Raw genomic sequence first — 26,496 nt, 5'->3', positions numbered from 1 at the left:
ACCCTACCGATTTATCCACCCCGGACGACCGTGGTGCAGACCGAATAGCGGCGGGACGGCCCGCCAACCCTTTCGAGGGCAAGCAGATGTTCGACAAACTCCTGATCGCCAACCGTGGCGCCATTGCCTGCCGCATCCTGCGCACGTTGCGCCAGCTCGACGTCAAAGGCGTGGCCGTGTACTCCGAGGCCGACGCCGCCAGCCTGCATATCCAGCAGGCCGATGAGGCCTTCAGCCTCGGCGAGGGCCCGGCCGCCGGCACCTATCTGGTGGTCGGCAAGATCCTCGCCGTCGCCAAGCAGACCGGCGCAAAAGCCATTCACCCCGGCTACGGTTTCCTCTCCGAAAACGCGGCGTTTGCCGAAGCCTGCGAGGCCGCTGGCATCGCCTTTGTCGGCCCCACGCCCGAACAACTGCGCGTATTCGGCCTCAAGCACACCGCCAGAGCACTCGCAAAACAGCACGGCGTGCCGATGCTGGAAGGCACCGAACTGCTGGAAAACCTCGACGCCGCGCTGATTGCCGGCGAGCAAGTCGGCTACCCGGTGATGCTGAAAAGTACCGCCGGCGGTGGCGGCATCGGCATGCGCGTGTGCAACAGCGCGGCCGAACTCGCCGACGCCTTCGAGGCGGTCAAGCGCCTGGGGCAGAATAATTTCAGCGACAGCGGCGTCTTCATCGAGAAGTACATCCAGCGCGCCCGCCACCTGGAAGTGCAGGTATTTGGCGACGGCGCCGGAGAAGTGCTGGCCCTGGGCGTGCGCGACTGCTCGGTACAGCGACGCAACCAGAAGGTGCTGGAAGAAACCCCGGCGCCCAACCTGCCGGCCGGCATGGCCGACGAGCTGTGCGCGGCGGCGATCAAGCTGGCCAAGGCGGTCAGCTACCGCAGCGCCGGCACCGTGGAGTTCGTCTACGACAGCGAGGCCGAGCGCTTCTACTTCCTCGAAGTGAACACCCGCCTGCAGGTCGAGCACGGCGTAACCGAACAGGTGTGGGGCGTCGACCTGGTGCGCTGGATGATCGAGCTGGCGGCCGGCGACCTGGCCCCGCTCAGCGAACTGGCTAAGGACTTGAAACCCAGCGGCCACGCCATCCAGGCGCGTCTGTACGCCGAAGACCCGGGCCGCTACTTCCAGCCCAGCCCTGGCCTGCTCACCGCCGTGCAATTCCCGGCGGCCGATGGCAAGAGCCTGCGCATCGACACATGGGTCGAGGCCGGCTGCGAAATTCCACCCTACTTCGACCCGATGATCGCCAAGGTCATCACCTGGCAGCCGACCCGCGAGCAGGCCAGCGCCGCGCTGAACCAGGCCCTGGCCGATACCCTGCTGTACGGCGTGGAAACCAACAGCCAGTACCTGCGGCAGATTCTGCTCGACGCCCCCTTCGCCAGTGGCTCGCCCTGGACCCGCTGCCTGGAAGGCCTGACCTACCAGGCGCACACCTTCGAGGTGCTGTCCGCCGGCACCCAGACGACGGTGCAGGACTTCCCCGGCCGCCTCGGCTACTGGGCGGTCGGCGTACCGCCGTCCGGACCGATGGACGACCGCGCGCTGCGCCTGGGCAACCGCCTGCTGGGCAACGACGAAGGTGCCGGCGGCCTGGAGATCACCATGAGCGGCCCGCTGCTGCGCTTCAACACCGACGCGGTGGTGGCGGTGACCGGCGCGGCGATTCCGCTGAGCGTGGATGGCGCCGAGCAACCGATGAATACCGCATTGCTGATCAAGGCCGGCAGCACCCTGAGCCTCGGCACCATCGCCGGTAGCGGCGCACGCTCGTACCTGACTCTGCGCGGCGGCCTGCAGGTGCCCGAGTACCTGGGCAGCAAAAGCACCTTCACCCTCGGCCAGTTCGGCGGCCACGGCGGCCGCGCCCTGCGCGCCGGCGATGTGCTGCATATTCCGTCTCTCGGCAATACGAGCAACGGCGCGCAACTGCCCGCCGCACTGTGCACCGCCCTGCCCGCCGTGCGCGAAATCCGCGTGATCTACGGCCCGCACGGCGCGCCGGAATACTTCACCTCGGCCTATATCGACACCTTCCTCGCCACCGACTGGGAAGTGCACTTCAACTCCAGCCGCACCGGCGTGCGCCTGATCGGCCCGAAACCGGAGTGGGTGCGCGACAGCGGCGGCGAAGCCGGCCTGCACCCCTCGAATATCCATGACAACCCCTATGCCATCGGCGCGGTGGACTTCACCGGCGATATGCCGGTGATTCTGGGACCCGATGGCCCGAGCCTGGGCGGCTTCGTCTGCCCGGTGACCATCATCGAGGCCGACCTGTGGCAGCTGGGGCAGCTCAAGGCGGGCGACAAGGTTCGGTTTATCCCGGTGGATATCGCCACGGCGCGGGAACTGGCCAAGGCGCAGAAACAGGCATACGCGAACCTCTCCCCTCTCCCATTTATGGGAGAGGGGCCGGGGGAGAGGGTTATCCGCAACACTCAACCCCCCTCTCCCCAGCCCTCTCCCATGAATGGGAGAGGGGGTAGTCATACGCTGACCTCACCCATCGTTCTCGACATTGAAGAAGCCGACAAACGCCTGGTCGCGCGCCTGTCGGGCGACACCCATCTGCTGCTGGAGATCGGCGCGGCGGAGCTGGACCTGGTCCTGCGCTTCCGCGGCCACGCGCTGATGCAGGCGCTGGAAGCATTGAGCCTCAACGGCGTGATCGACCTGACCCCGGGTATCCGCTCGCTGCAGGTGCACTACCAGCCGGAAACCCTGCCGCTGCAGCAACTGCTCGACACCGTCGCCGGCGAGTGGGACGCGGTGTGCGCAGCGCAAGACCTCAAGGTGCCCTCGCGCATCGTCCACCTGCCGCTGTCCTGGGACGACCCGGCCTGCCAGCTGGCGATCGAGAAATACATGACCACGGTACGCAAGGACGCGCCCTGGTGCCCGAGCAACCTGGAATTTATCCGCCGCATCAACGACCTGCCGAACCTGGATGAGGTGTACAAGACGGTGTTCGACGCCAGCTACCTGGTGATGGGCCTGGGTGACGTCTACCTCGGCGCGCCGGTGGCCACGCCGCTGGACCCGCGCCATCGCCTGGTCACCACCAAGTACAACCCGGCGCGCACCTGGACCGCCGAGAACTCGGTGGGCATCGGCGGCGCCTACATGTGCGTGTACGGCATGGAAGGCCCCGGCGGCTACCAGTTCGTCGGCCGCACCCTGCAGATGTGGAACCGCTACCGTGAAGTGGCCGCCTTCCACGGCAAACCCTGGCTGCTGCGCTTCTTCGACCAGATCCGTTTCTACCCGGTCGGTGCCGAGGAGCTGCTGCAAATCCGCCGCGACTTCCCACTCGGCCGCTATCAACTGCGCATCGAATACAGCGAACTGGCCCTGGCCGACTATCAGGACTTCCTCGCCAAGGAAGCCGAGGGCATCGACGCCTTCCGCACCCAGCAGCGCGCCGCCTTCGACGCCGAGCGCCAACGCTGGATCGAGTCCGGCCAGGCACACTTCGAGGTGGAGGAAACCGCCGCCGAACTGGGCGAGGACGCCCCGCTCGGCACTGGCCAGCACGGCATCGACAGCCATATCGCCGGCAATCTCTGGCAGGTGCAGGTGGCTGAAGGCGTAGCCGTGCAGGCCGGCGATGTGCTGGTGATTCTCGAATCGATGAAGATGGAGATTCCCCTCATCGCCCCGATCAGCGGCGTGGTACGTGAGGTGCGCGTGCAACCCGGCTCGCCGGTACGCGCCGGGCAGCGCGTAGTGGTGCTGGAAGAGGCCTGATCAGGCGCAGCGGCGATAGCGCAGCAGGCGCCCCTTGAACGGCTCGTTGGCGCTATCGCGGGCGTTCGGGTAGTCGCTCTGTTGCTGGTAGGCAAACGCGAGCAAGGCTCGGCTGAAGCGCGCCGTGTTGCCGCGCCGAGGGTCGGCGATCAGCACCTCGGCCGCGGCTGTGCTGTGCCGATCGATGAAACTGGCCAGCAGTTCCGGGTGGTCGGGCTCATAGAGCAGGTCACTGCCGATGATCAGGTCGAACAGGCCCAGCTGCGGGTACTCCTCGGCCCAGTCGCAACGCTGGTAGCTCAACGGTGGCAGCTCGTTGAGCGTGGCATTGCGGGCGAGAAAGGTTTCGGCCAGCGGGTGATAGTCACTGGCGGTGATGTCGGCACCCAGGCGCTGCAGCACCAGGCTGGACAGGCCCAACCCGCAGCCCAGCTCGAGAATGCGCAGCCCTTGCACGGGATAGCGGCTCATGGTGCAGGCCAGCACCTCGCCGGAGAGCCACAGCTGGCCGAACAAGGACCAGGTGGCGGAGAAGATGCCCTGCCGCTCGGCCTCGCCATCGGCATCGGCGAACTGCTGGCGGTCGCGCAGCGAGCACAGATGGAAATCCTCGGTGCCGATGCTGCAGGTGGAATACTTGATGCGGTAGCCAGGCATGGTCTTCTCGATTGCTGAGTGGGATGTCGAATCAGGGACAAGTCAGCAAGCGGTAGCGCGGCAAGGCGCAGCAGTCACCAAGAAGGCTCTCATTACCCGCCACGGTAGGCCTGTCGCCCGCCAGGAGCAAGCCGGTGTGATCGACGGTGACGCCGAGGGCTGTGCAAGCTAGCATGGTGCCACCCTGTCGATGCGATCCCCTGCCCATGCCGCTCAGCACGTCCCGCAAGGCCCAGGCCACCCTACTAGTGGTGCTAAGCATTCTCCTGCTGGGCGGCTTCCTCGCCACCAGCCTGGTCAGCTACTACAGCTCGCGCGACAGCATTCGCTACAGCATCGTCAACACCGAGCTACCGCTGACTTCTGACAACATCTATTCGGAAATCCAGAAGGACCTGATCCGTCCCACCCAGATTGCCTCGATGATGGCCCGCGACACCTTCCTGCGCGACTGGGCGCTGGACGGCGAACGTGACGCCGAACCGATGACCCGCTACCTGCGCGAAATCCAGGAGCACTACGGCACCTTCACCAGCTTCTTCATTTCCGAGAAGACCCGCACCTACTACCAGGCCAAGGGTGTACTCAAGCAGGTCAAGGAAGAGGAGCCCCGCGATGCCTGGTACTTCCGCGTGCGCAGCATGGTCGAACCCTACGAGATCAGCGTCGACCCAGACATGGCCAATGGCGATCAGCTGACCTTCTTCATCAACTTCAAGGTGTTCGACTACCAGAACAACTTCATTGGCGTGGCCGGTGTCGGCCTCACCGTGGATGCAGTGGTCAAGTTGGTGGATGACTACCAGCAGCGCTACGACCGCAGCATCTATTTCAGCGACAGTCAGGGGCGCCTGGTGCTGACCGGTGCCAAGGGTGGCCCGATGGGCATCCAGCGCGGTCAGCGGATCAGCGACATCCCCGGCCTGGAAACCCTGCAAAGCAAATTGCCTGCGCCCAAGAGCGGGCGCTACAGCTATCAAGAGCACGGCCGCGGGCACTTCCTCAACGTGCGCTACATCCCCGAGCTGGACTGGTACCTGTTCGTCGACAAGCACGAGGAAGGCGCACTGGCCAGTATTCGCCACAGCCTGTACCTCAACCTGCTGATCTGCGCGCTGATCAGCGCTCTGGTGCTGGGCCTGGTCTTCATCGCCACCCGCCGCTACCAGCAACGTATCGCCGCACTGGCCACCACCGACTCGCTCACCGGCCTGCCCAACCGCCGCGGCTTCGACCTGCTGGCGGCACAAGCCCTGCAGGAAGCCCTGCGCGAGCAGAGCCCGCTGAGCGCGCTGCTGATCGACCTCGACAACTTCAAGCAGCTCAACGACACCCACGGCCACCTGGCCGGCGACCAGGTACTGCGCGGCTTTTCCCTCGCCCTGCAGAGCAACCTGCGCCAGTCCGACATCATCTGCCGCTGGGGTGGTGAGGAGTTCATCCTGCTGCTCAAGGACACCGGCAGCAGCACGGCCCGGCAACTGGCCGAGAAGATCCGCCAGCAGACCGAGCAGGAAGTCTTCGCCTTCAACGGCGTCAACCTGCGGGTCACCACCAGCATCGGCATCAGCGAACTGCATCGCGACGACAACCTCGAACGCATCCTCGCCCGTGCCGACCGCGCGCTGTACCGGGCCAAGCAATCCGGGCGCAACCGCGTATGCGAAGAGACCTTCGCCCCATGAGCGAGGCCGAGCGCTGCCCACGCTGCGGCCAGCCCAATCGCTGCGCCCAGGCCAGTAGCGCACAACCGGTGCAGGACTGCTGGTGCTTCCATACCCCCATCGCACACCAGGTGCTCGACGCATTGCCCGTCGAGCAGCGCGGCACCCGCTGCCTCTGCCCCAACTGCGCCAGGGTTCTCGACGAGCCGGCGAAACCCGACTGAGCCATGCGCCTGGACCGTTTTCTCAGCAACCTGCCGCACTGCAATCGCGCCGATGCCCGCCTGCTGCTGGCCGCCGGACGCCTGAGCGTCAACGGCCAGATCGAACGCGACGGCCGCCGCGACGTGCGCGAGTTCGACCATATCGAGCTGGACGACGAAACCCTGCAGGCCGGCAAGCCGGCGCGCTATTTCATGCTCAACAAGCCAGCGGGCGTGGTCAGCGCCACCGAACATCCCGAACACCGCACCGTGCTCGACCTGCTGCACGAGCCCGACAAGCACGAATTGCATATCGGCGGGCGGCTCGACCTGAATACCACCGGCCTGCTGCTCATCACCAATGATGGTCTCTGGTCGCGGCGCCTGACCGAGCCGCGCAGCCGGCTGGGCAAGGTCTACCGGGTGCACACCGAGCAGCCAATCACGCCCGAGTACGGCGAGGTGTTCGCCCGCGGCCTGTACTTCGCCTACGAGAACCTCACCACCCTCCCCGCCGAGCTGCAGATTCTGGCCAGCCACGAGGCCCTGCTGACCCTGCACGAAGGCCGCTACCATCAGGTCAAGCGCATGTTCGGCCACTTCCAGAACAAGGTCATCGGCCTGCATCGCGAACGCATGGGGCCCCTGCAGCTCGACCCGGAACTCGCTCCCGGCCAGTACCGGGCATTGAGCGCCGAGGAAGTCGCGCTGGTCTGAACGCAAAGCCCCGACCAGTGGTGCCGACTAATTCACCGCAAGGTCTTGCATCGGTAACAACAGGCTGCTTGAATCCAATCAACGGTCCGCTAGTGACCAGCTAGTCATAGAAGACATCTAAGAAGCCTTTTCCAGATCACAAGGTGCCTCGGCACCGCAACGGGACTGCCCATCGGAACCTCGATGCCCGGGCCGGAAAAAGCCACCCGCCTCCAATAACAATCATCGGCCAGCCGTCAGAGCCGATAGGCCCCCACTCCAAGGCGCATGCCTACCTGCCATAAAGCTCGCGTAGCCGCCGCTTTGCGCTGCGCGCTTGCACATGTTTGTCAGGGGCACGCACTTATGAAACCAGAAACCGCTGTGCTGGATATCCAGGGACACTATCGGGTTTACACGGAGCTCTATCGCGCCAACGAGGCCGAACAGACCATCATCCTGGTCAACGGCTCGCTGTCGACCACCGCATCCTTCGCGCAGACGGTCCGCTACCTCTACCCCCACTTCAACGTGGTGCTGTTCGACCTGCCCTATGCCGGCCAGTCCCGCGAGCACAACCGCCACGAGCGTTTCATGACCCGCGAGGAAGAGGCCGACATCCTCCTCGAACTGATTGAGCACTTCGCCTGTGACATCGTCCTGTCTTTCTCCTGGGGCGGCATCGCCACCTTGCAGACCCTGGCGCGGCACCCGCGGCGTATCCAGCGTGCGGTGATCAATTCCTTCTCGCCCATCGTCAACCAGTCGATGCTCGGCTACCTGCGCAGCGGCCTGATCGTGATGCACGAGTACGATCGCGAAAGTATTGGCATGGTGCTCAACGGCACCATCGGCAAGCATCTGCCCTCATTGTTCAAGCGCTACAACCATCGCCATGTCAGCGGCCTGGAGCACTATGAGTACGATCAGATGAGCTTTCACGTGGAGACCGTGCTGAACAACGGTGGTCGCTCCTGCGCCAGCTTCGCCGGGCAAATCGAAATCCCGTTGCTGTTCGTCAACGGCGAATGGGACGAGTACACCACCCCGCAGGACGCGCGCCTGTTCACCCAGTATGTGCGCCACTGCGAATTCCGCACCATCAACCAGGCCGGCCACTTCCTCGATATGGAGCACAAGGCCGCCTGGATGCAGACCCGCGACGCCCTGCTGGCCTTCCTCCTGCCAGCCCAACCCAGCCGCCCGCGCGAACTCGCCCTGGCGCATGCCCTGGCCAGCTGAACGCCACACAACGGCGGTCGCCGGACCGCCAGGCTTCACCTGCGGCAACGATTCTGGTACAAAGGCACCCGCTCAAGCGGGCGTCGTATAATGGCATTACCTGAGCTTCCCAAGCTCATGACGAGGGTTCGATTCCCTTCGCCCGCTCCAGATTCCTCGAAGGCCCCGCATTGCGGGGCTTTTGCGTTTCTGGGCGTGGTGCGCGGAAAAGAAGGCAAATAGCCACCAGGAAATGTGATGCAGATCACCGTTCATTCTCGAGCCATATGTCGACTCCATCACAAAGCTTGGTAAGCTCGCCGCGCACATCAACCTCGGAGCTTTGCCATGAAGGAACAACGGAAGTTTCTCGCACTGCGCTCGCACATCGATGATCTGCTCAAGAATGGAGCCGAGATCGTTGCACGTACCCCCTTTACCCTGCGTATCAATGGACGTCAGTTCTGGGTCCAGCACGGTATGTTGATCGGCCACTCCGCAGCGGCCTGATTGCGTCAAAGCAAGGCCCGTCGTAGCCGCGACGGGCCTTGTCGTTTCTGCAGATCGTCGTCCGAAGCTTGCCCCCCGGCGCAGGATCGCGCACCCTTAACTGTATAAATGAACAGTTAAATGCCGTCCATGCCCTCTCCTCTCGACTCCAGCCTCTACTACCTGGGCAACTTCCGCACCGCGCTGAGCTGGATTACCGAGCGCTATAGCGACCTGTTGGCTGCCGACGAGCAGGCGTTTATCGCCGACTTCCTCGCCCTGCCAATCAACGCCCAGGCCCTGCTGGTGCGTCTGGTAATGCGCAAGGGCCCGCACTTCCGGGCAAGCAAGCTGAGCTACTCGGAGATAGGCGAGATAGAGGCTGCCGCCGCGCACCTGCTGGCGCTGAACTGGCTCGATGAGAATGCCGCACTGAGCCTGGACGAGATTTTCGCCCTGCTACGCAGGGACGAGCTGCTGGCCTGTTTCGCCGAATCCCGGCCAATGCGCAGCCTGAAGAAAGGCGAACTGCTCGAAGAGCTGCGCACCAGCTACCCGCAGATACAGGCCTTCGAGCGCTGGAGTCCGGGCCTGGACCGGCTCTACAGCCTCACCATCGGCGCCCTGTGCGACCGTCTGCGCCTGATGTTCTTCGGCAACCTGGCGCAGGACTGGTCGGAGTTCGTGCTGGCCGAACTGGGTATCTACCGTTACGAGAAAGTCGCGATCGGGCCGGACTCGCGGGGCTTTCGCCACCGTCGGGATATCGACGACTACCTGCACCTTCAACATTGCCGCGAGCTGTTCGAGGCCGGCCTGGCAGTCGCCGACGTGCAGATGGCACTTGGCGATTTCAGCAGCGACAGTCCGCACCTGGCCGCACGCCATGCCCGGCTGCAGTTCCAGCTCGGCCAACAGCTCGAACGCGAGGGCGAGTTGGTCGCCGCCGCTACGCTCTACGCCAGCAGCCGACATGGCGAAGCGCGCCAGCGCCGGGTACGGGTGCTGGAAAAACTCGGCGACTACGCCAGTGCCCATACCCTGGCCGCAGAGGCCCTGGCCACGCCGCACAGCGCTGCCGAAGCCCAGGCCCTGCAACGCGCACTGCCGCGCCTGTGCCGCAGCCTCGGCCTGCCAGCCGTCCCCAAACAAGCTTCGACCCAGCCGGTGCAGATTGATCTGCTGCTGCCTCGAACGGACGAACTCAGCGTCGAATGGCTGGTGCAGCAACACCTGCACAGCGACGCCGCGCCGGTGTACTACGTGGAAAACACCCTGGTCTGCGGCCTGTTCGGCCTGCTGTGCTGGGAGGCGATCTTCGCGCCGCTGCCCGGCGCCTTCTTCCACCCGTTCCAGGCTGGCCCGGCGGACCTGCACAGGGACGACTTCCATGGCCGCCGCAAAGAGCTGTTCGCCGCCTGCCTGGAGAGCCTGAACGACGGCAGCTATCGCCAGCGCATCCGCGCCACCTACGCCGCCAAGTACGACACACTGTCGCCGTTCGTGCACTGGGCCGTGCTGACCCCGGAGCTGCTGGAAACCGCCCTGCACTGCCTGCCGGCCGAACACCTGCGCGCCTGGTTCGTGCGCCTGCTCGACGATATCCGCAGCAACCGCGCCGGCATGCCCGACCTGATCCAGTTCTGGCCGGCCGAACGGCGCTATCGCATGATCGAGGTCAAGGGCCCCGGCGACCGCCTGCAGGACAACCAGAAACGCTGGCTGCAGTTCTGCGCCGAACAGGGCATGCCGGTGGAAGTCTGTTACGTGCGCTGGAGCGCGGCGACATGAGTTACAACGTGGCCGTGCGCGCGCTGTGCGAGTTCACCGCCAAGGAGGGCGACCTCGACCTGCGTTTCACTCCCGCGCCGACCGCCGCCGAAGGCATGGCCGGGCACAGCACCGTGGTCGGCCGGCGGGGTGCCGGCTATATCGCCGAGCTGCCGCTGGCCGGCGACTATCCCGGCCTGCGGGTCAGCGGCCGCGCCGATGGCTATAACCCGGCGCAGAACCTGCTGGAAGAGATCAAGACCCATCGCGGCGACGTGGCGCGCATTCCGCACAACCACCGTCTGCTGCACTGGGCCCAGGCCAAGGTCTACGGCTGGCTGCTGTGCCAGGCGCAGGAGCTGGAGCGCATCGACCTGGCGCTGGTGTACTTCAACGTGATCTCGCAGAAGGAGACGGTGTTTCGCGAGTCCTTCGCCGCGACGGACCTGCGCGCCTTCTTCGAACTGCAGTGCGCGCGCTTCGTCGCCTGGGCCCAGCAGGAAAGCGCGCACCGCGACGAGCGCGACGCCAGCCTGCAGCGCCTGCGCTTTCCCTACCCGAGCTTTCGCCAGGGCCAGCGCCAGCTCGCCGAGGCGGTGTACCGCGCCGCCCGCGATGGTCGCGACCTGATGGCCCAGGCCACCACGGGCATCGGCAAGACCCTGGCCACCCTGTTCCCCCAGCTCAAGGCCATGCCCGGCCAGCAGCTGGATCGCCTGTTCTTCCTCACTGCCAAGACCCCGGGCCGGCGCCTGGCACTGGATGCCCTGGCCAGCCTGCGCGCGCAGGAGCACGCCATGCCGCTGCGAGTGCTGGAGCACGTGGCCCGCGACAAGGCCTGCGAATACCCGGACAAGGCCTGCCACGGCGAATCCTGCCCGCTAGCCAAGGGCTTCTACGACCGCCTGCCGGCCGCCCGCAGCGCCGCCCTGGAGCAGCGCTGGCTGAGTCATGAAGCCTTGCGCGACGTGGCACGCGCCCATCAGGTCTGCCCCTACTACCTGAGCCAGGAGCTGTGCCGCTGGGCCGACGTGGTGGTGTGCGACTACAACTATTACTTCGACATCAACGCCCTGCTGCACGGCCTGACCCAACTCAACGGCTGGCGCGTGGCCCTGCTGGTGGACGAGGCGCACAACCTGATCGACCGCGCCCGCGGCATGTACAGCGCGGAACTGGACCAGGCCGAGTTCAACGCCCTGCGCAAACTGGCTCCGAGCAAACTCAAGGGCGTGCTGGAGCGGGTCGGGCGCCACTGGCATCAGCTGCACCGCGACCAGGAGGAGCCCTACCGCATCCAGCAGGCCCTGCCGGACCTGTTCATCATCGCCCTGCAGAAAGCCGTCGGCGCCATCACCGACCACCTGACCGATCAGCCGGAAGGCAACCAGGCCGCGTTGCTGCGCTTCTACCTGGACGCCATGCTGTTCTGCCGCCTGGCCGAGGCCTACGGCGCCCATTCGCTGTTCGACATCAGCCTGCACCAGCCCATCGGGCCGAACGGCCTGTCGACCCTGTGCCTGCGCAACATCGTGCCGGCGCCCTTCCTCGCCCCGCGCTTCGCCGCCGCCCACAGCTGCACCCTGTTCTCTGCCACCCTGAGCCCCGGCCACTACCATGCCGACCTACTCGGTCTGGCCGCAGGCACACAATGGCTAGAGGTGGAGTCGCCCTTCCGCGCCGAGCAGTTGCAGGTGCGTGCGCTGAGCAACCTGTCCACGCGCTACCAGCATCGCGAGGCCAGCCTGGGGCCGATCACCCACCTGATGGCCCGGCAGTTCCAGGCCCAGCCCGGCAACTACCTGGCCTTCTTCAGCAGCTATGCCTATCTGGAACAGGCGCTGTCACAGCTGCGCGCCGAAAAGCCGGACATTCCGTTGTGGGCGCAATCGCGCAGCATGAACGAAGGCGAGCGCCAGGCCTTTCTCGAACGTTTCCGTGCGGGTTCGCAGGGCATCGGCTTCGCCGTACTCGGCGGCGCGTTCGGCGAAGGCATCGACCTGCCGGGCGAGCGCCTGATCGGCGCCTTCATCGCCACCCTCGGGCTGCCGCAGGTCAACCCGGTGAACGAGGAAGTTAAAGCGCGCATGCAGCAGATGTTCGGCAACGGCTACGACTATGCCTACCTGTACCCCGGGTTGCAGAAAGTGGTGCAGGCCGCCGGCCGGGTAATCCGCACTACGCAGGATGAGGGCGTGGTCTATCTGCTCGACGACCGCTTCACCCAGAACGCCGTGCGCCAGTTGCTGCCCGGCTGGTGGAAAGTCGACAAGACCCGCCTGTGAGCGCCGGCCAGGTTGACCGGATCAGGTGCTCAGCCAACCAACGCCACACTCCGACACAGGTGATACCGCCCTTCCTCGTCGCGCCTCACCACCCCGCAGGTGCCGAGCCGACTCAGCACCTGGCGTACGGTAAGGATGGATATCTGCTCGCCGGCCAGCCACAGCTGCTCCTGCAGCTCACGGGCGCGCAGGGCCCGATCGCTGCAATCCAGCGCTTCGAGAATCTTCAGCCTGGCCAGGCTGTTCTTGAGGCCGGCCTCTTGCAGTATTGCCCTCAGACGCCGACGTTCATCGCTGTTCATGCCACAAGTCCCTGTGCGCGTGCGTTCCGCGTCTTGCTGATCCGTATACCAGTCGCCGCATTGGGCAGCTCCTTACTAACAAGACGAACGAGAGCGAGAAAAGCTGTAGTGAAATTGCAATTTTTTTGTCTCGCAGGCGCCCTATGCTTTGTGCTATTTCTCGATAGTTCCGGCCTCACTGCCCAGGCAGGGGTGCAAGCAGCGGTCGACACAAGAGCTGCGCATCGCCGGAATCATTGCAAGGGGTTGGCGGCCATGCCGCCAGAAAAACAGACAAGCCCGCTGGGGATTTAGATGAAAAGGCTTGTACTGCTGACCGTTCTGCTGGCGCTGGTTGCCGGCTGTTCCGCGACAGCCAAGACGTACGAAAAGAAGGGCCGCAAGGGCCTCAACATCAACTGTTCCGGGCTTACATCCAGCTGGGAGCAGTGTGAGGAAAAGGCCGCCCGCGCCTGTGGCGACAAGGGCTACAAAGTGCTGGCCAAGGCCGGCGACGATGGCGAGGACGACCCGGCGGACTTCCTCTTCGGCCTCAATCCAGCCGGATTTTCCAGCCGCAGCCTGGTCGTGCTGTGCCGCTAGCCCACGGTGCCCACCTCGCTTCAACTCCACGATTTCCCAGACAAGAGACCCTGTCTCCGTTGCCTGTTGCCTGACTCCCCAGGCAGTCCAGTCGACGTGTAACTCCGTGGCAAGGATGATCTACAACCAGAACTATGGCTTCCCGCAGAGGTTCGCCGCTCCACAGGCATCAGACCGCTCGCACACCCCTCTGGCTGGCTCTTTACCCAGTGACTAGCGGCGACGATCCAGCAGGTTGACCGCCAGCCGATCCAGCCAGCCCCACAGGCGCTGGCGGATGCGTTTGAACAGCGGGCGGCGCTGCCAGTCGTCCAGGGTGATCTCGCGGCTCTGCTCGAAGTCGTTGAGAAAACAGGTGCTGACGGCCTCCGTCAGCTGTGGATCGAGGGCCTCCAGATTGGCTTCCAGGTTGAAGCGCAGATTCCAGTGGTCGAAGTTGCACGAACCGAGGCTGACCCAATCGTCCACCAGCACCATCTTCAGGTGCAGGAAGCGCGGCTGGTACTCGTAGATGCGCACTCCCGCCCGGAGCAGCCTGGGGTAGTAGCGCTGGCCGGCGAAGCGCACCGGCGGGTGATCGGTGTTGCGCCCGGTCAGCAGCAGACGCACTTCCACCCCTCGGGCGGCGGCGCGCATCAGGAAGCGGCGCACCTTGCGACTGGGCAGGAAATACGGCGTGGCCAGCCATACCTGGCGTTTGGCGTGACCGATGCTGCGCAGCAGCGACTGGACGATATCGAGGTGCTGGCTGGAGTCGGCATAGGCTACCCGGCCCATGCCCTGCCCCGCCGGCGGACAGGGTGGCAGGTGAGCGAGCCCCGGCGCCTGCCCGGGTTTCCAGGGTTGGCGTCCCTCACAGGCCAGCCACTGGTAGTCGAACAGCAGTTGCCAGTGCCTCACCAACGGCCCTTCGATGCGCACCATCACCTCGTGCCAGGGCTCACCCAGGGGTTCCGGGCTCCAGAACTGGTCGGTGGCGCCGGTACCGCCGACATAGGCGCAGCGCTGGTCGACCACCAGCAGCTTGCGGTGGTCGCGATGCAGGTTGCGCAAGCCACGCCGCCATCGCAGCGGGTTGTACTGGCGCAGGCTTACGCCAGCCTCGTCCAGGCGCTGACGCTGAGCCTGGCCAAAGCCCAGGCTGCCGTAGCCGTCGAACAGGCAGCGTACTTCCACACCACGCCCGGCGGCAGCACACAGAGCCTCGACCAGTGCCGCGCTGCACAGGCCGTCCTCGACCAGGTACAACTCCAGCAGCAGCAGATGCCGAGCCTTGGCGATATCGCCCAGCATGGCCGGAAAGAAGGCGGGGCCGTCGACCAGCAGTTCGAAGGCGTTACCCGGCTTCCAGGGAAAGATTTCGCCGCTCATCGTGAGGTGAAGATCATCACCGCGCCGACCGGTACCGACAGGCTGATGGATGACAAACGCGCCACCTCACGCAGCGCCTCGATACCCGGCTGCAGACCGAAATGCTCGGAGTGCAGCACCAGCGGCGCCAGCGTCACTACCTGGAAGCGGTGCATGTCCAGGCGCGTGACCAGCAACTCGGCCATATATCCGTGCTTGTGCTCACGAATCTGCACCTGAATGGGCAGGGTGATTTCCAGTTGGGCCCCAGGGGCCAGACCAGTGATGGGGCCCAGGTTGAGCTGGGCCATGACCCGCGCATCGGGAAACTGCTCGGTAGCGAACAGCAGGCTGCGCATGCGTTCGTCGCGCACCGGTATGCCGGTACTCAACGATTCCATCTCGATACGCAGGCGCGCAGCACCTTGCTCATCGATGGAGCCGTGCAGGGTCAGGAAGCGATGCACTTCGGAGAGGTTGTCGGCCTTGGTGGAGATGAACGACAGGCGCGAGGATTCGTTGTCCAGATACCAGGCCGCCTGCGTCGGCAGGCTCAGGCAGGCGGCGAGCAGGGCAGCAGGCAGGGAGAGCAGGAGTTTGACCATGGGCTCACTTACATCACGGTTTGAGCGCAACGATAGCGGCCCGCGGCGGCCTTGCCAAACCGGGCTCCAATCAGGCCAGGTGGACTTTCAGGAGCGCTAGTGCCCTCGCCCGCGCCAGCACGGCCAAGGCCTGCTAGCCCGACCAGCCTTGCCGGCACGCGCTACAGCCACTTAGCGTGGCAAGGCATGCTCATCCGGCATCAACACGCAACCTCTTCGTTCATCCAGCCAGACCGCCATGCGCGCCTGCCCCAGCGCCGAGGCGGTCACACGCTTGTGCATGTCGTTGTCGTAAAGCTCGCTGAGCGGCACGTACTGTTTGACATAACCCTGGCAGTACTGCGCCGGATTGCCACTGACATAGCGGCAGGAACATTACTCCTTGGCCGAATATGCGCCGACGATGCCGGGGAAGGCGGCCAGGTGTACACGATTCTGCCAGGCCAGCAGAAGCAGCCCCGCGAGCAGCAGCAGGAATACCGAAAGAAGCGGACGGCGCCGGATCATGGCTGTTCTCCATAGGCGCTCAGCACCCGCTTGAGCAATTCGTTGTGTTGGAAGCTGCCGTCGCGGTCGTCGGCGTAGCGCACCACCACCATCTTGTATTCAGGCAGCACGTAGAGCCCCTGCCCCCAATGACCGAGAGCGGCAAAGGTATCGTCCGGCACATCCGGCCAGGGCCGTTTGGCACCTTCCAGCGTCGCATTCAGCCACCACTGGCCGCCGGGTACGGCATCGCCTGGTTTCTGCGGATCGGGCCGGTAGTTGGCGAACGGCGTACGGTTGAAAGCGACCCAACTGGCCGGCAGCAGCTGCCGTTCGCCCCAGCGGCCGTCGCGCAACATCAGCAGACCGACCCGGGCCAGGTCGCGCGCCGTCATGTAGGCATAGGAAGACGCAACGAAGGTACCGCTGGCATCACGCTCCCAGACGGCCGAACGAATGCCCAACGGCTCGAACAGCGCCGTCCAGGGATAGTCGGCATAAGCCTGCTCGCCCACCATGCTCTTGAGACTGGCGCCAAGTACATTGGCATCGCCGCTGGAATAGCGAAACCGCGTGCCTGGCAGGGCATCCAGACCATGTTCGGCGGTAAAAGCCGCCATATCGCCCCGGCCGCGGGTGTAGAGCATGGCCACCACCGAGGACTTCAATGGCGCGTACTCGTAGTCTTCCTGCCAGTCCAGGCCCGAGGCCCAGTTGAGCAAGTGCCCCATCTTCACGTCGGGGTGAGTAGCGAATGGCGGGTAATGCTGGGCCACCGGGTCGTCCAGCTTGAAACGACCCTCGCCGTAGGCGACACCGAGCACGGTGGCGAACAGGCTCTTGCTGATCGACCAGGCCAGGTGCGGGGTTTGCGCGCGGGTGGGCTCGGCATAGCGTTCATGCACGATCACGCCATCTTTGATCACCAGCAATGCGTCGGTGCGCACGCCGGCGCGGGTCGTGTCGTCACGAACAGGAAAGGCATAGGCGTCCAGTGCCTGCACGGCGGTGCTGGCGACGGCCGGCTGGCTGCTCCAGTCCGGCATGGGCCAGGTCTGTGCAGCCAGAGGACCGGCGGCTAGCAGACAACCGGCCAGAAAGGTTCCACGCAACATCGGACTCGCTCACAGCAATTGGGAGGAGCCGACGCTAGCACGGAGGGCATGACGACAATAGCGCCGATCACGCCGATCCGGGAGACGAATCAGTCCGGCAGGCGATAGTCCTGCTGCGTCATCAGGTCGAGACCGCACTCCAGCTGCTCGATCCAGTCGAGGAAGGCGCCGATCATCTCTGCGCCCACGAAAGGCCGCCCGTGCTGCGGCACGATCTGCGCCACGTCCATCTCGCGCACCATCTGCGCCCAGAAACGACAGGCCTTGTTGCTGGCCATGTAGCGGCGATGGAAGCCGGCCATGTTGGGAATATGGTTGGCGAAGTCGACCACCGGGCTGGCGTCATCCACCAGCGACGCCCCCATGTCACCGGAGAAGAGGATCTTGCTCACCGGGTCGTACAGCTGGAAGTTGCCCACCGAATGTAGGAAGTGCGCCGGCACAGCCTTGAGCTGGCACTTGCCCAGGGTGAAGGACTGGCCACGATCGGGTAGCGCGATGATGCGGTCATAGGTGCAGATGCCGTGGCTCAGGGCCAGGTAGTTGGCGGTCAGATGCGGCAGAAAGCGCGCCCACAGCTTGGAGCAGATCACCCGCGCGCGAGTGTGCAGCAACCACTTGTCCAGCGAAGCGATGATGTCCGGGTCCTGATGCGAGGCGAATATATAGGTCAGTGCCTGAACCGGAATATGCTGGGACAGGGCCAGCGTCAGAGGCGTATAGGTCAGATCGCCGCCCGGATCGAGCAGCAGATACTGGTCGTGGTCGACGATCAGGAACTGGTTGGACTGCACACCCTCGCCGCTGACCAGGTCATCGAACATCAGGCATTTGTGGCTGCCGTTATCGAACAGCACGATGGGCTCGCGGCGCATGGAAACCTCGCAGAAAAATGGCGAGGCGACCTTAAGCGATAGCGCGACGTGGCTTACTGACCTGGATCAAGCGCAATAGAGGCGTGCGACGCCTCTACTTCCTCCAGCAAGACGCCTCGCCAAGCATCTTCTAGCCGAGCGCCACCAGCGCCTTTGCCAGGCGCTTCTCCCGCGCCGTGCGGGCAATCTCCAGCAGTTTGCCGTCACGCAGCCACAAGGTGTTCCACTGCGCCGGCCCGGCGGCCATGGCCGCATCCATCTCCGGGCGCAGGCTGGCGAACTGGGCAAACAGGCCCGCCAACAGAAGGTGGGTGCTGGCCGTACTCGGACACAGCCGCGCGACTTCGGCGCAGCCCGCCAACAGGCTCAGCAGGCGTAGCTGCAGTTCGCGCGGCCAGCCGCTGTCCCGGCCCACGCCATAGAGCCAGGCATTCACTGCCGTCAGCACATGCAGATCCTCGATGCTGCGGAATGGCTTGGCGTAGGCATCCCAGCCATCGCCGGGCAGTCGCTCGCAGTGGGCCTGCTGCAGATGCAGACGGCCGTGGCTGATATCGGGCATCAATGGCAGGGCCGGCAGCGTTTCGATACGCACGCCCGGGTCGCCATTGCGCACCACGCCCATGGCCAGGCGCGGCGGCTCCCCGTGCGTTTCCTCACGAGCCGCCACCAACAACCAGTCGGCGGCCTCGGCGGCGGTAACGAAGTCCTTGCGCCCGGACAGCTGCAGATCATCCAGGCGGGTACTCATGTCCGCCGGGCGGGTGCTTTTGTTTTCTGTCACGCAGAGCGCGCCAAGGCTATGCGGCGCCGCCGGCCACAGCGCACGCAGGGCCGCCTGATAGCCGGACAGGAAGGCCAGACCCGGCGTGCTCGCCAGGCGCCCGCCGAGCAGGGCCAGGGTGAAGGGATTGCCATCGCCCACGCGCGCCAGCAAGGCGGTGTACCAATCCTCGAGATTACTCGCCGGCAGGCGGTCGCGGGTTTCCAGCAAAGATTGCCAGGGCATCGAAAAGTCCTCGTCGTCTGTCACACAAGCATCACCGAACCTTCATGGAGGTGACACCGGGTCTTCCTAGCCTGAGCTTGCCCAACAACATCGACCGGCCGCAACCCATCGCAAGGCTGGCTCACGGAGGCTACTCGATGACTCAGATCGCCCGAACTGCCGAACGCCGCCTGCAAGCCGAGCGTCTGCTCGGCCCGGATGCGCTGCGCGAGGCCCAGACCCTGCGCTACTCGGTGTTCAGCAGCGAGTTCGATGCCAAGCTCAAAGGCGCCGAGCTGGGCCTGGACATGGATGACTACGACCCGCACTGCCAGCACATCGGCGTGCGTGACCTCAACAGTGGGCGCCTGGTCGCCACCACCCGCCTGCTCGACCATCGCGCCGCCGCCAGCCTGGGCCGCTTCTACAGCGAAGAGGAATTCAGCCTGCACGGCCTGGCGCACCTCGAAGGTCCGGTACTGGAACTTGGCCGCACCTGTGTCGACCCGGCCTACCGCAACGGAGGCACCATCGCCGTGCTGTGGAGCGAGCTGGCCGAGGTGCTCAATGAAGGCGGCTACCGCTACCTGATGGGTTGCGCCAGCATCCCCATGCAGGACGGCGGCATCCAGGCCCAGGCGATCATGCAGCGCCTGCGCGAACGTCACCTGTGCACCGAACACCTGCGCGCGGAGCCGAAGAACCCGCTGCCGAGCCTGGATATTCCCGGCAACGTCATCGCCGAGATGCCGCCGCTGCTCAAGGCCTATATGCGCCTGGGTGCCAAGGTGTGTGGCGAGCCTTGCTGGGATCAGGACTTCCAGGTGGCCGACGTGTTCATCCTGCTCAAGCGCGACGAACTGTGCCCGCGCTACGCGCGGCACTTCAAGGCGGCGGTCTGAACGGCATGAACACATTGCGCCTGTACCTGCGTCTGGCCCGCCTGGCCGCCGTGTTGCTGCTGGGCGCGGCGCTGGCCGGCAATGTTGCCTTGATCGAGCGCCTGCGCCGGCATGACCTGATGGCTCTGCGTCAGCGCCTGACCTGCTGGTATCTGCGGCGCCTGAGCGCGGCCCTGCCGTTCGAGGTACAGGTGCAGGGCGAGCTGCCGACCGAGCCGATGCTGTGGGTCAGCAACCATGTGTCCTGGACCGATATCCCGCTGCTCGGCCAGTTGCTGCCGCTGTCCTTCCTGTCCAAAGCCGAAGTGCGCACCTGGCCGCTGGCCGGCTGGCTGGCGCACAAGGCCGGCACTCTGTTTATCCGGCGCGGTTCGGGCGACAGCACCTTGCTGGCGCGGCAGCTGCACCGCCATCTCAGTGCCGGGCGCCAGCTGCTGATATTCCCCGAGGGCACCACCACCGACGGCCAGCAGGTGCGCACCTTTCATGGTCGCCTGCTGACCGGCGCCATCGAGGCCGGTGTGGCGCTGCAGCCGGTGGCGATTCGGTATCTGCGCAACGGCGAAAGCGATCTGCTGGCGCCCTTCATCGGTGACGATGACCTGCCTTCGCACCTGCTGCGCCTGTTCGCCGGCGAGCGCGCATTGGTGCAGATCCAGCTGCTCGCGCCCATCGCCAGTACCGGCATCGAACGCAATGCCCTGGCTCGCCAGGCGCAGCGCGCGGTGCAGATAGCGCTGTTTGGCGAGGTCGAGACGCGTAGTCAGGAAGCCGCCTGAGAGAGATGTCGCAGAAACCACCGTCCAGCTCATGCTCACCCAGCCCGCTTAGCGGGGGGCTCCCAGCTGCCGCAGCTCGCTAAGCGCGAACGCCTGTAGCTGCGGGTAAAAGTCTCGGAAATCCGCGCTCAGCGGCTCGTACAACCGATCAAGCTCCAGCATTGCGCCAGCCAGCAACTGCGGCCGCGACAGGCGCCGGCCCATGCCATGCAGCACCTGCTCAAGCACGGCGAAGTCACGGTAGCTGCCGAGCCAGTCCTGTTCGGCCATGCGCGGAGCGATGCGGGCCAGGCGTTCGGGCAGTTCGGGCTGCGCGGCGAGCACCTGGTAGACCCGCCCGGTGAACGCCGGCAGGGGTTCGTCACCGTAATCCGCCCAGTCACGCGCCAGGCAGTGGTCGAAGAACAGGTCGAGCAGAATTCCCGAGGTACGCCGCCGCTCACCGGGAAAGCGCGCCCGTGCGCGCTCGGTGAGGGGATGGCTGTCGGTGAAGACGTCGATGCGTCGATGCAGGCGGATGGCGGCCTCGATCTCGGCTGGGAAACGCCCCTCCAGGCGACCTTTGACGAAATCGCCATACAGGCTGCCGAGCAGCTGCGCCGGCGCGCTGCCGCCCAGGTGCAGATGCGCCAGATAGTTCATGCAGCGCCCTGGCGCCAGGCCCTGGGCGTGACGCCCAGCCAGCGGCGGAAGATGCGACTGAAATTGCTGCTGTCCTGATAGCCGACTCGCTCGGCGACCGCCTCCACGCTCAGCGCCGTGTTCTGCAGGAGCCAGCAGGCCAGCTCCTGGCGCACCTCGTCGAGCAGTTGCTGGTATTGCACGCCCTCCTCGCGCAAGCGGCGGATCAGGGTGCGTTCGGACAGGTGGAACTCCTCGGCCAGCTGCTGCAGGGTCGGGTAGCGGCCCTGGCACGCCAACAGACGCAGCTGCACCCGTGCGCTCCAGTCGCTGCCTCGTGGGGTGCCGTGCAGCAACTGCTCGCAATCGCGCAGGGCGTTGCGTGCAGCAACCGGATCGGCGCTCAGGCTCGGCCGGTCCAGCCACTCCAGCGGCAGGCTGACGCCATAGGCCGGCGCGTCGAACACCACCTGCCCCAACAGCTCGCGGTAGCGCTCTGCCCAGGGCGGCTCGGGAAACGGGAAGGCGAACTCCAGCTCGGCCAGGGCCAGGCCGCCACACACGGCATCGAGCAGGCGCAGCGCGGTGCCGGCCATGGTGGCGAGGATATGTTCGCGGGCATCGCCCAGGTCGAAGGCCTCGTCGCCGCACATGTGATAGCGGCCGTCCCGTTCATAGCCAGTCAGGCGCACGCCGTTCATGCGCAGCACGCTGAAGCGCTCGACCACCTGCAGCACGCCGCGCAGGTCGGCACAGGCCACGGCCGCATAGCCCACCGGGCCATGCGCCGAGACCTGGGTGGCACAGCCGGTTTCCAGACCGAGCCAGGGGCATTCGGTGAGCTGGATAGCGCGGCGGATCAGGCGCTGGATCTGGGCGAAACACAGGCTGCGATTATCGGCGTGCAGCTGCTGCCAGTCCAACCCGGTGCCGGCAAGGATCTGCTCCGCGTCGAACCCGCGCCGCTGCAATGCGGCACACAGCAGGCGCGCATAGATGGGATGCAGGCAGGGCTGTAGCGAAGACTCGACGGACGGCATGGCGGGTTCCGGATCGGGCGAGATTGTCACCATAAGACGATTTTCTGCCCGCCTCAACGGTTACCGAGCTGGACAGCAGCGCGCATGCTGACTACAGGTCGAAGAACCCTGGAGATAACAAGATGGAAGCCCACACCACTGCCCTGCCCTATCGCGACCGCAAGCGCCCGCTGTGGCTGCTGTCGCTGTTCGTCCCCACGCTGGGCCTGATCGGCCCGGCCCTCTATCTGCTGGTGTCGCCCAGCGAGCTGTGGCTGTGGCTGTCGCCGCTGTTCTTCTACTTCGGCATTCCCCTGCTCGATGCGCTGATCGGCGAAGACCCGAGCAATCCACCGGAGTCGGAAGTGCCGGCGCTGGAGGCCGACCTCTACTACCGCTGGATCACCTACCTGCTGGTGCCGGTGCTGTGGGTCTCGTTCATCGCCGTCACCGCCTTCGTCGCCAGCCAGCCGCTGAGCTGGAGCGGGCTGCTGGCGATGATCATCAACACCGGCGGCGGCCTTGGCTTCGCCATCAACCTCGGCCATGAGATGGGGCACAAGAAGCCTGCGCTGGAGCGCTGGCTGGGCAAACTGGCCCTGGCCCTGAGCTGCTACGGACACTTCTATATCGAACACAACCGTGGCCATCACCGCGACGTTGCCACCCCGCACGACAGCGCCTCGTCGCGCATGGGCGAATCCATCTACCGCTTTGCCCTGCGCGAGCTACCCGGCGGCCTGCTGCGCGCCTGGCAGCTGGAGACGGAGCGCCTGGCACGTGGCGGCAAGGGCCCGTGGAGCCTGGGCAACGAGATACTGCAGACCGCCCTGATCAGCCTGGCGCTGTATGGCGGCCTGGTGTTCGTCTTCGGCCTCGGCATCCTGCCCTTCCTGCTGCTGAGTGCCGGTTGGGGCGCCTTCCAGCTGACCTCGGCCAACTACCTGGAACACTACGGCCTGCTGCGCCGCAAGCTGGACAACGGCCGCTACGAGGTATGCCAGCCGCACCACTCGTGGAACAGCAACCACCTGTTCTCCAACTGGGCGCTGTTCCACCTGCAACGCCACTCCGACCACCATGCTTACCCCACGCGGCGCTACCAGTCGCTGCGCAACTTCCCCGACCTGCCGCGCCTGCCCAGCGGCTATTTCGGCATGTACCTGGTGGCCTACGTGCCGCCGCTGTGGTTCCGCCTGATGAACCCCAGGCTGATCGAGGCCGTACAGGGCGATGCCACGCGCATCAACTTCCAGCCGGGCCTGCGTGAACCCCTGATGCGTCGCTACGGCCTGCACGAGATGGCCGCCTGAGTCGCTATCGTTAATCCCCCTCGCAGGAGCGAGCCTAGCTCGCTCCTGCATGCCGCTCTGTCGCGACCGCGCTGAGGCCCATCAGCCGTCTTGATAAGCAGTATCGGCGCAAACGATCTGAATATCGGACAAACCCGATATAAAGTTCGTCGCAACCCGATACACGACAGCAGCGCCATGACCACCGACATCGACGACATCATCAAGGCTCTCGCCCACCCCGTACGGCGCGAGATCCTGCAGTGGCTGAAGGAGCCGGAAAAGCACTTCGCCGACCAGGACCACCCGCTGGAGCTCGGCGTCTGCGCCGGCAAGTTCGAGCGCTGCGGCCTGTCACAGTCGAGCGTCTCGGCGCACCTGGCAACCCTGCAGCGTGCCGGCCTGGTGAGTTGTCGCAAGGTCGGTCAGTGGAGTTTCTACAAGCGTGACGAGGACGCCATCCAGGCCTTCCTGCACGAGCTAGACAGCCAACTCTAAGTAACACCTGCCGCGGCAGGATCAACTACCCGAATCACTCAGGAGCCGGCCCGATGCCGTTACCGCTTCTAGTCCTCGCGCTTTCCGCGTTTGCCATCGGCACCACGGAATTCGTCATCATGGGCCTGCTGCCAGAAGTGGCCGCCGACCTCGGCGTGTCCATCCCCGGTGCCGGCTGGTTGGTGACCGGCTACGCCCTGGGCGTGGCCCTCGGCGCGCCCTTCATGGCCCTGGTTACCGCCAACTGGCCGCGCAAGCTGGCCCTGCTGGCGTTGATGGGCATCTTCGTGCTGGGCAACCTGCTCTGCGCCACCGCCGCCGACTATGAGCTGCTGATGATTGCCCGCGTGGTCACCGCCCTGTGCCACGGCGCCTTCTTCGGCATCGGCTCGGTAGTCGCCGCCAGCCTGGTACCGGAGAACCGCCGCGCCTCGGCCGTGGCCCTGATGTTCACCGGCCTGACCCTGGCCAACGTGCTCGGCGTGCCACTGGGCACCGCACTGGGCCAGTACGCCGGCTGGCGTGCCACTTTCTGGGCGGTGACCGGCATCGGCATCCTCGCCTTCATCGGCCTGTGGCACGTGCTGCCTGCGGCCCGCGAACAACATCGCAGCGATATTCGCAGCGAGCTGCGTGCGCTGCGCGGCAGTGGCCTGTGGCTGGCCCTGCTGACCACCGTGCTGTTCTCCGCCACCATGTTCGCGCTGTTCACCTATATCGCCCCGCTGCTCGGCGAAGTCACCGGCGTATCGCCGCGCGGCATCACCTGGACGCTGCTGCTGATCGGCCTCGGCCTGACCCTGGGCAATATCGTTGGTGGCCGCCTGGCCGACCGCAACCTGGCCAGCGCCCTGGTGGGCGTGCTGCTGGCCCTGGCCATCTTCTCCGCCCTGGTGCGCTGGAGCAGCCCGCAACTGATTCCGCTGGAGCTCAACCTGCTGCTCTGGGCCATGGCCGCCTTCGCTGCCGTGCCGGCGCTGCAGATCAACGTGATGAACTTCGGCCAGGGCGCCCCGAACCTGGTGGCGACCCTGAATATCGGCGCCTTCAACCTGGGCAACGCCCTCGGCGCCTGGACCGGTGGCCTGGTCATCGACCAGGGGCTGGGCCTGACCGCCGTGCCCATCGCCGCCGCCGGCCTGGGCGCCGCCGCGCTGATCGTTGCTCTGCTCAACCTTTCCCTCAGTGGCGACAACCTCGCCACCGCTGTCCTCGACTGACCCCTCGGAGGCTTCACCATGACTACCCTGTTCGACCCCATCAAGATCGGCAGCCTGGAGCTGCCCAACCGCATCATCATGGCCCCGCTGACTCGCTGCCGCGCCGACGAAGGCCGCGTGCCCAACGCGCTGATGGCCGAGTACTACGTACAGCGCGCCAGCGCCGGCCTGATTCTCAGCGAGGCCACGTCGGTCACCCCGATGGGCGTCGGCTACCCCGACACCCCCGGCATCTGGTCCGAGGACCAGGTGCGCGGCTGGCTCAACGTGACCCAGGCGGTGCATGCCAACGGCGGGCGCATCTTCCTGCAGCTGTGGCACGTCGGACGCATCTCCGACCCGCTCTATCTGAACGGTGAACTGCCGGTGGCGCCCAGCGCCATCGCCGCCAAAGGCCACGTCAGTCTGGTGCGTCCGCTGAAGGACTACGTCACCCCGCGCGCCCTGGAAACCGAGGAAATCGCCGATATCGTCGAGGCCTATCGCCACGGCGCGGAGAACGCCAAGGCCGCCGGCTTCGATGGCGTGGAAATCCACGGCGCCAACGGCTACCTGCTCGACCAGTTCCTGCAAAGCAGCACCAACCAGCGCAGCGACCAATATGGCGGCTCCGTGGAGAACCGCGCACGCCTGCTGCTGGAAGTCACCGACGCCGTAGTCGGCGTCTGGGGCGCCGATCGTGTCGGCGTGCACCTGGCGCCGCGTCGCGACTCCCACGACATGGGCGATGACAACCCGCGCGAAACCTTCGGCCATGTCGCTCGCGAGCTGGGCAAGCGCGGCATCGCCTTCATCTGCACCCGCGAGAAGGAAGGCGAAGACAGCCTGACGCCCTTCATCAAGGAGCAGTTCGGCGGCCTGGTCATCGCCAACGAGCGCTTCACCAAGGAGCAGGCCAACGCCTGGCTGAGCGAAGGCAAGGCCGATGCCGTGGCCTTCGGCATTCCCTTCATCGCCAATCCGGACCTGCCCGCCCGCCTGGCCCAGGACGCCCCGCTCAACGAGCCGCGCCCGGAGCTGTTCTACGGCCAGGGGCCGGTCGGCTATATCGACTACCCGCGTCTGTAACACTTGGAGGCCGGTGCCCCGCACCGGCCAGCTTCTCCGTTTAAGGAA

General features: G+C 65.5%; 24 protein-coding genes, 1 tRNA gene and 1 pseudogene. 16 read left to right on the top strand and 10 right to left on the bottom strand.

Translation table 11 applies throughout. The features are described from left to right. Positions 1-86: 86 nt before the first annotated feature. Complete coding sequence (uca, locus tag AYB31_RS14785; protein WP_068829459.1) at positions 87-3,761, top strand: urea carboxylase; 3,675 nt, start codon at positions 87-89, stop codon at positions 3,759-3,761. Here the strand turns inward: uca and AYB31_RS14780 are convergent, their stop codons facing one another. Next, complete coding sequence (locus AYB31_RS14780) at positions 3,762-4,418, bottom strand: class I SAM-dependent methyltransferase (protein WP_068829458.1); 657 nt, start codon at positions 4,416-4,418, stop codon at positions 3,762-3,764. Positions 4,419-4,624: 206 nt separating this feature from the next. Between AYB31_RS14780 and AYB31_RS14775 the strand changes: the two genes are divergently transcribed. The 8 genes from AYB31_RS14775 (at position 4,625) to AYB31_RS14745 (ending at position 12,746) form a co-directional block, all read left to right on the top strand. After that, positions 4,625-6,103 carry a sensor domain-containing diguanylate cyclase gene (locus tag AYB31_RS14775; RefSeq protein ID WP_068829457.1) on the top strand — a complete coding sequence of 493 codons (1,479 nt, stop codon included), beginning with the start codon at positions 4,625-4,627 and terminating at the stop codon, positions 6,101-6,103. Continuing rightward, the gene (locus tag AYB31_RS14770) at positions 6,100-6,306 is read left to right on the top strand and encodes a cysteine-rich CWC family protein (protein ID WP_068829456.1); all 207 of its coding nucleotides are present in this window, start codon (positions 6,100-6,102) and stop codon (positions 6,304-6,306) included. Before AYB31_RS14775 ends, AYB31_RS14770 begins: the two co-directional genes overlap by 4 nt. Before the next feature lie 3 nt (positions 6,307-6,309). Beyond that, the gene (locus tag AYB31_RS14765) at positions 6,310-7,002 is read left to right on the top strand and encodes a pseudouridine synthase (protein ID WP_068829455.1); all 693 of its coding nucleotides are present in this window, start codon (positions 6,310-6,312) and stop codon (positions 7,000-7,002) included. A 345-nt stretch (positions 7,003-7,347) separates the two neighbouring features. After that, on the top strand, positions 7,348-8,223 hold the full coding sequence (locus tag AYB31_RS14760; RefSeq protein ID WP_068829454.1) for an alpha/beta fold hydrolase: 876 nt from the start codon (positions 7,348-7,350) through the stop codon (positions 8,221-8,223). 76 nt (positions 8,224-8,299) lie between these two features. After that, positions 8,300-8,373: transfer RNA gene (locus AYB31_RS14755), tRNA-Gly, on the top strand. Between the two features lie 177 nt (positions 8,374-8,550). Then, entirely contained in the window at positions 8,551-8,712 is a 162-nt protein-coding gene (locus AYB31_RS21835; RefSeq protein ID WP_177332300.1) for a hypothetical protein, read from the top strand. Positions 8,713-8,841: 129 nt separating this feature from the next. Next, positions 8,842-10,482, top strand: a complete 1,641-nt coding sequence (locus AYB31_RS14750; protein ID WP_442961821.1) for a VRR-NUC domain-containing protein — start codon at positions 8,842-8,844, stop codon at positions 10,480-10,482. Next, positions 10,479-12,746, top strand: coding sequence for an ATP-dependent DNA helicase (locus tag AYB31_RS14745; RefSeq protein ID WP_068829452.1), 2,268 nt, complete (start codon positions 10,479-10,481; stop codon positions 12,744-12,746). The genes AYB31_RS14750 and AYB31_RS14745 overlap by 4 nt, the downstream gene beginning before the upstream one ends. 29 nt (positions 12,747-12,775) lie before the next feature. Here AYB31_RS14745 and AYB31_RS14740 read toward each other — a convergent pair whose 3' ends face one another. Beyond that, positions 12,776-13,048, bottom strand: coding sequence for a transcriptional repressor (locus AYB31_RS14740; RefSeq protein ID WP_068829451.1), 273 nt, complete (start codon positions 13,046-13,048; stop codon positions 12,776-12,778). A gap of 294 nt (positions 13,049-13,342) precedes the next feature. On the opposite strand from AYB31_RS14740, the gene AYB31_RS14735 reads away from it, so the two are divergent. Continuing rightward, positions 13,343-13,630 carry a lipoprotein gene (locus AYB31_RS14735; protein ID WP_068829450.1) on the top strand — a complete coding sequence of 96 codons (288 nt, stop codon included), beginning with the start codon at positions 13,343-13,345 and terminating at the stop codon, positions 13,628-13,630. A 213-nt stretch (positions 13,631-13,843) separates the two neighbouring features. Here AYB31_RS14735 and AYB31_RS14730 read toward each other — a convergent pair whose 3' ends face one another. From AYB31_RS14730 to AYB31_RS14705, 6 genes and pseudogenes are all read right to left on the bottom strand, one after another. Further along, entirely contained in the window at positions 13,844-15,001 is a 1,158-nt protein-coding gene (locus AYB31_RS14730; protein ID WP_068829449.1) for a phospholipase D-like domain-containing protein, read from the bottom strand. After that, entirely contained in the window at positions 14,998-15,585 is a 588-nt protein-coding gene (locus AYB31_RS14725; protein WP_068829448.1) for a YceI family protein, read from the bottom strand. Before AYB31_RS14725 ends, AYB31_RS14730 begins: the two co-directional genes overlap by 4 nt. A gap of 171 nt (positions 15,586-15,756) precedes the next feature. Continuing rightward, a pseudogene (locus AYB31_RS14720) lies at positions 15,757-16,092 on the bottom strand (amidase). Next, the gene (locus AYB31_RS14715) at positions 16,089-17,186 is read right to left on the bottom strand and encodes a serine hydrolase domain-containing protein (RefSeq protein WP_068829447.1); all 1,098 of its coding nucleotides are present in this window, start codon (positions 17,184-17,186) and stop codon (positions 16,089-16,091) included. The pseudogene AYB31_RS14720 and the gene AYB31_RS14715 overlap by 4 nt, the downstream one beginning before the upstream one ends. Positions 17,187-17,275: 89 nt before the next feature. Beyond that, positions 17,276-18,061, bottom strand: coding sequence for an MBL fold metallo-hydrolase (locus tag AYB31_RS14710; protein WP_068829446.1), 786 nt, complete (start codon positions 18,059-18,061; stop codon positions 17,276-17,278). Between the two features lie 130 nt (positions 18,062-18,191). Beyond that, positions 18,192-19,070, bottom strand: a complete 879-nt coding sequence (locus AYB31_RS14705; protein WP_068829445.1) for an acyl-CoA dehydrogenase family protein — start codon at positions 19,068-19,070, stop codon at positions 18,192-18,194. Positions 19,071-19,207: 137 nt separating this feature from the next. Between AYB31_RS14705 and olsB the strand changes: the two genes are divergently transcribed. After that, the gene (gene olsB / locus AYB31_RS14700) at positions 19,208-19,951 is read left to right on the top strand and encodes an L-ornithine N(alpha)-acyltransferase (protein ID WP_068829444.1); all 744 of its coding nucleotides are present in this window, start codon (positions 19,208-19,210) and stop codon (positions 19,949-19,951) included. A 5-nt stretch (positions 19,952-19,956) separates the two neighbouring features. Continuing rightward, positions 19,957-20,730 carry a lysophospholipid acyltransferase family protein gene (locus AYB31_RS14695; protein WP_068829443.1) on the top strand — a complete coding sequence of 258 codons (774 nt, stop codon included), beginning with the start codon at positions 19,957-19,959 and terminating at the stop codon, positions 20,728-20,730. Between the two features lie 48 nt (positions 20,731-20,778). Here the strand turns inward: AYB31_RS14695 and AYB31_RS14690 are convergent, their stop codons facing one another. After that, positions 20,779-21,372 carry an acyl carrier protein phosphodiesterase gene (locus AYB31_RS14690; RefSeq protein ID WP_068829442.1) on the bottom strand — a complete coding sequence of 198 codons (594 nt, stop codon included), beginning with the start codon at positions 21,370-21,372 and terminating at the stop codon, positions 20,779-20,781. Continuing rightward, positions 21,369-22,391, bottom strand: coding sequence for an AraC family transcriptional regulator (locus AYB31_RS14685; protein ID WP_068829441.1), 1,023 nt, complete (start codon positions 22,389-22,391; stop codon positions 21,369-21,371). The genes AYB31_RS14690 and AYB31_RS14685 overlap by 4 nt, the downstream gene beginning before the upstream one ends. Positions 22,392-22,513: 122 nt before the next feature. Here AYB31_RS14685 and AYB31_RS14680 point away from each other — a divergent pair, with 122 nt between their 5' ends. The 4 genes from AYB31_RS14680 to AYB31_RS14665 all read left to right on the top strand — a co-directional run bounded on the left by AYB31_RS14680 (position 22,514) and on the right by AYB31_RS14665 (position 26,448). Then, positions 22,514-23,683 carry an alkane 1-monooxygenase gene (locus AYB31_RS14680; protein WP_068829440.1) on the top strand — a complete coding sequence of 390 codons (1,170 nt, stop codon included), beginning with the start codon at positions 22,514-22,516 and terminating at the stop codon, positions 23,681-23,683. A 177-nt stretch (positions 23,684-23,860) separates the two neighbouring features. Continuing rightward, positions 23,861-24,160 (top strand): ArsR/SmtB family transcription factor, encoded by a 300-nt coding sequence (locus AYB31_RS14675; protein WP_068829439.1) that lies wholly within the window; start codon positions 23,861-23,863, stop codon positions 24,158-24,160. Positions 24,161-24,213: 53 nt separating this feature from the next. Further along, entirely contained in the window at positions 24,214-25,380 is a 1,167-nt protein-coding gene (locus AYB31_RS14670) for an MFS transporter (protein WP_068829438.1), read from the top strand. Between the two features lie 18 nt (positions 25,381-25,398). After that, on the top strand, positions 25,399-26,448 hold the full coding sequence (locus tag AYB31_RS14665; protein ID WP_068829437.1) for an alkene reductase: 1,050 nt from the start codon (positions 25,399-25,401) through the stop codon (positions 26,446-26,448). Positions 26,449-26,496: the final 48 nt, after the last annotated feature.

Origin of the sequence: Pseudomonas sp. BMS12, assembly GCF_001592875.1 — a bacterium.
Taxonomy (GTDB): Bacteria; Pseudomonadota; Gammaproteobacteria; order Pseudomonadales; family Pseudomonadaceae; genus Aquipseudomonas.
The sequence above is the reverse complement of the archived record's forward strand: the minus strand, read 5'-3'. Positions and strand labels throughout refer to the sequence as shown.

Coding starts and splice junctions, on each gene's coding strand:
- AYB31_RS14695 (WP_068829443.1), top strand. CDS start 19,957: ATGAACACATTGCGCCTGTACCTGCGTCTGGCCCGCCTGGCCGCCGTG.
- AYB31_RS14730 (WP_068829449.1), bottom strand. CDS start 15,001: ATGAGCGGCGAAATCTTTCCCTGGAAGCCGGGTAACGCCTTCGAACTG.
- AYB31_RS14725 (WP_068829448.1), bottom strand. CDS start 15,585: ATGGTCAAACTCCTGCTCTCCCTGCCTGCTGCCCTGCTCGCCGCCTGC.
- AYB31_RS14705 (WP_068829445.1), bottom strand. CDS start 19,070: ATGCCCTGGCAATCTTTGCTGGAAACCCGCGACCGCCTGCCGGCGAGT.
- AYB31_RS14715 (WP_068829447.1), bottom strand. CDS start 17,186: ATGTTGCGTGGAACCTTTCTGGCCGGTTGTCTGCTAGCCGCCGGTCCT.
- AYB31_RS14765 (WP_068829455.1), top strand. CDS start 6,310: ATGCGCCTGGACCGTTTTCTCAGCAACCTGCCGCACTGCAATCGCGCC.
- AYB31_RS14735 (WP_068829450.1), top strand. CDS start 13,343: ATGAAAAGGCTTGTACTGCTGACCGTTCTGCTGGCGCTGGTTGCCGGC.
- AYB31_RS14780 (WP_068829458.1), bottom strand. CDS start 4,418: ATGCCTGGCTACCGCATCAAGTATTCCACCTGCAGCATCGGCACCGAG.
- AYB31_RS14740 (WP_068829451.1), bottom strand. CDS start 13,048: ATGAACAGCGATGAACGTCGGCGTCTGAGGGCAATACTGCAAGAGGCC.
- olsB (WP_068829444.1), top strand. CDS start 19,208: ATGACTCAGATCGCCCGAACTGCCGAACGCCGCCTGCAAGCCGAGCGT.
- AYB31_RS14770 (WP_068829456.1), top strand. CDS start 6,100: ATGAGCGAGGCCGAGCGCTGCCCACGCTGCGGCCAGCCCAATCGCTGC.
- AYB31_RS14685 (WP_068829441.1), bottom strand. CDS start 22,391: ATGCCGTCCGTCGAGTCTTCGCTACAGCCCTGCCTGCATCCCATCTAT.
- AYB31_RS14745 (WP_068829452.1), top strand. CDS start 10,479: ATGAGTTACAACGTGGCCGTGCGCGCGCTGTGCGAGTTCACCGCCAAG.
- uca (WP_068829459.1), top strand. CDS start 87: ATGTTCGACAAACTCCTGATCGCCAACCGTGGCGCCATTGCCTGCCGC.
- AYB31_RS14760 (WP_068829454.1), top strand. CDS start 7,348: ATGAAACCAGAAACCGCTGTGCTGGATATCCAGGGACACTATCGGGTT.
- AYB31_RS14690 (WP_068829442.1), bottom strand. CDS start 21,372: ATGAACTATCTGGCGCATCTGCACCTGGGCGGCAGCGCGCCGGCGCAG.
- AYB31_RS14680 (WP_068829440.1), top strand. CDS start 22,514: ATGGAAGCCCACACCACTGCCCTGCCCTATCGCGACCGCAAGCGCCCG.
- AYB31_RS21835 (WP_177332300.1), top strand. CDS start 8,551: ATGAAGGAACAACGGAAGTTTCTCGCACTGCGCTCGCACATCGATGAT.
- AYB31_RS14710 (WP_068829446.1), bottom strand. CDS start 18,061: ATGCGCCGCGAGCCCATCGTGCTGTTCGATAACGGCAGCCACAAATGC.
- AYB31_RS14675 (WP_068829439.1), top strand. CDS start 23,861: ATGACCACCGACATCGACGACATCATCAAGGCTCTCGCCCACCCCGTA.
- AYB31_RS14665 (WP_068829437.1), top strand. CDS start 25,399: ATGACTACCCTGTTCGACCCCATCAAGATCGGCAGCCTGGAGCTGCCC.
- AYB31_RS14670 (WP_068829438.1), top strand. CDS start 24,214: ATGCCGTTACCGCTTCTAGTCCTCGCGCTTTCCGCGTTTGCCATCGGC.
- AYB31_RS14775 (WP_068829457.1), top strand. CDS start 4,625: ATGCCGCTCAGCACGTCCCGCAAGGCCCAGGCCACCCTACTAGTGGTG.
- AYB31_RS14750 (WP_442961821.1), top strand. CDS start 8,842: ATGCCCTCTCCTCTCGACTCCAGCCTCTACTACCTGGGCAACTTCCGC.